This is a genomic window from Paenibacillus sp. GCM10023250 (genome assembly GCF_042653205.1).
Classification (GTDB): domain Bacteria; phylum Bacillota; class Bacilli; order Paenibacillales; family Paenibacillaceae; genus Paenibacillus_Z.
On the sequence record NZ_JBHSHY010000107.1, the window covers coordinates 1 to 582 of the forward strand.

Genomic DNA, 582 nt, shown 5'->3' on the forward strand with positions numbered 1-582 from the left:
TGGGCGACCTGCCGGGCCCGGTACGGCTCGACCGCCAGCTGCTCGACGAGTCGCCAGATCCGGGGCAGCCGGAACTGCAGGTCCAGCGCGTCGGCGATCAGCGCCATCCCCGCGGCCGTGGAGATCCCGAGCGTGGCGGCGACCGGCCCCGGGGCGAACGCCGCCACCGCCGGGGCCCCATCCCCACCCAGGGACTCGTCGGTGAGCAGGACGCTCGGGCCGCCCCAGGTCGCCACCCCCGTGTCGGCGGTGGCGACGTACTCCAACGTCGACCCCCCGCTGACGCGGGAGCCGGAGAACCCCACGCGGGCCGCCGTGCTCATCGTGACCAGCGACCGGGGCCTGGCCGGTGCCTACTCCTCGAGCGTGCTCAAGGAGGCCGAGCGCCTCGCGGAGAAGCTCCGCGAGGAGGGCAAGGAGATCAGCACCTACCTGTGCGGCCGCAAGGCCGAGGCGTACTACCGGTTCCGTGGGCGTCCCGTCGTCCAGTCCTGGACCGGGTTCTCCGACCAGCCGTCGTACGACGTCGCCCGCGACATCGGCACGTCGCTGATCGGCGCGTTCCTCGAGGAGGAGGGCGAG

General features: G+C 73.7%; 2 protein-coding genes. One reads left to right on the forward strand and one right to left on the reverse strand.

The window, feature by feature from the left end:
• Positions 1–266: hypothetical protein (locus ACFPB1_RS27415; protein WP_379229385.1), on the reverse strand; the 266-nt coding region annotated here is incomplete at its 3' end.
• A gap of 49 nt (positions 267–315) precedes the next feature.
• Between ACFPB1_RS27415 and ACFPB1_RS27420 the strand changes: the two genes are divergently transcribed.
• Positions 316–582: F0F1 ATP synthase subunit gamma (locus ACFPB1_RS27420; RefSeq protein ID WP_379229386.1), on the forward strand; the 267-nt coding region annotated here is incomplete at its 3' end.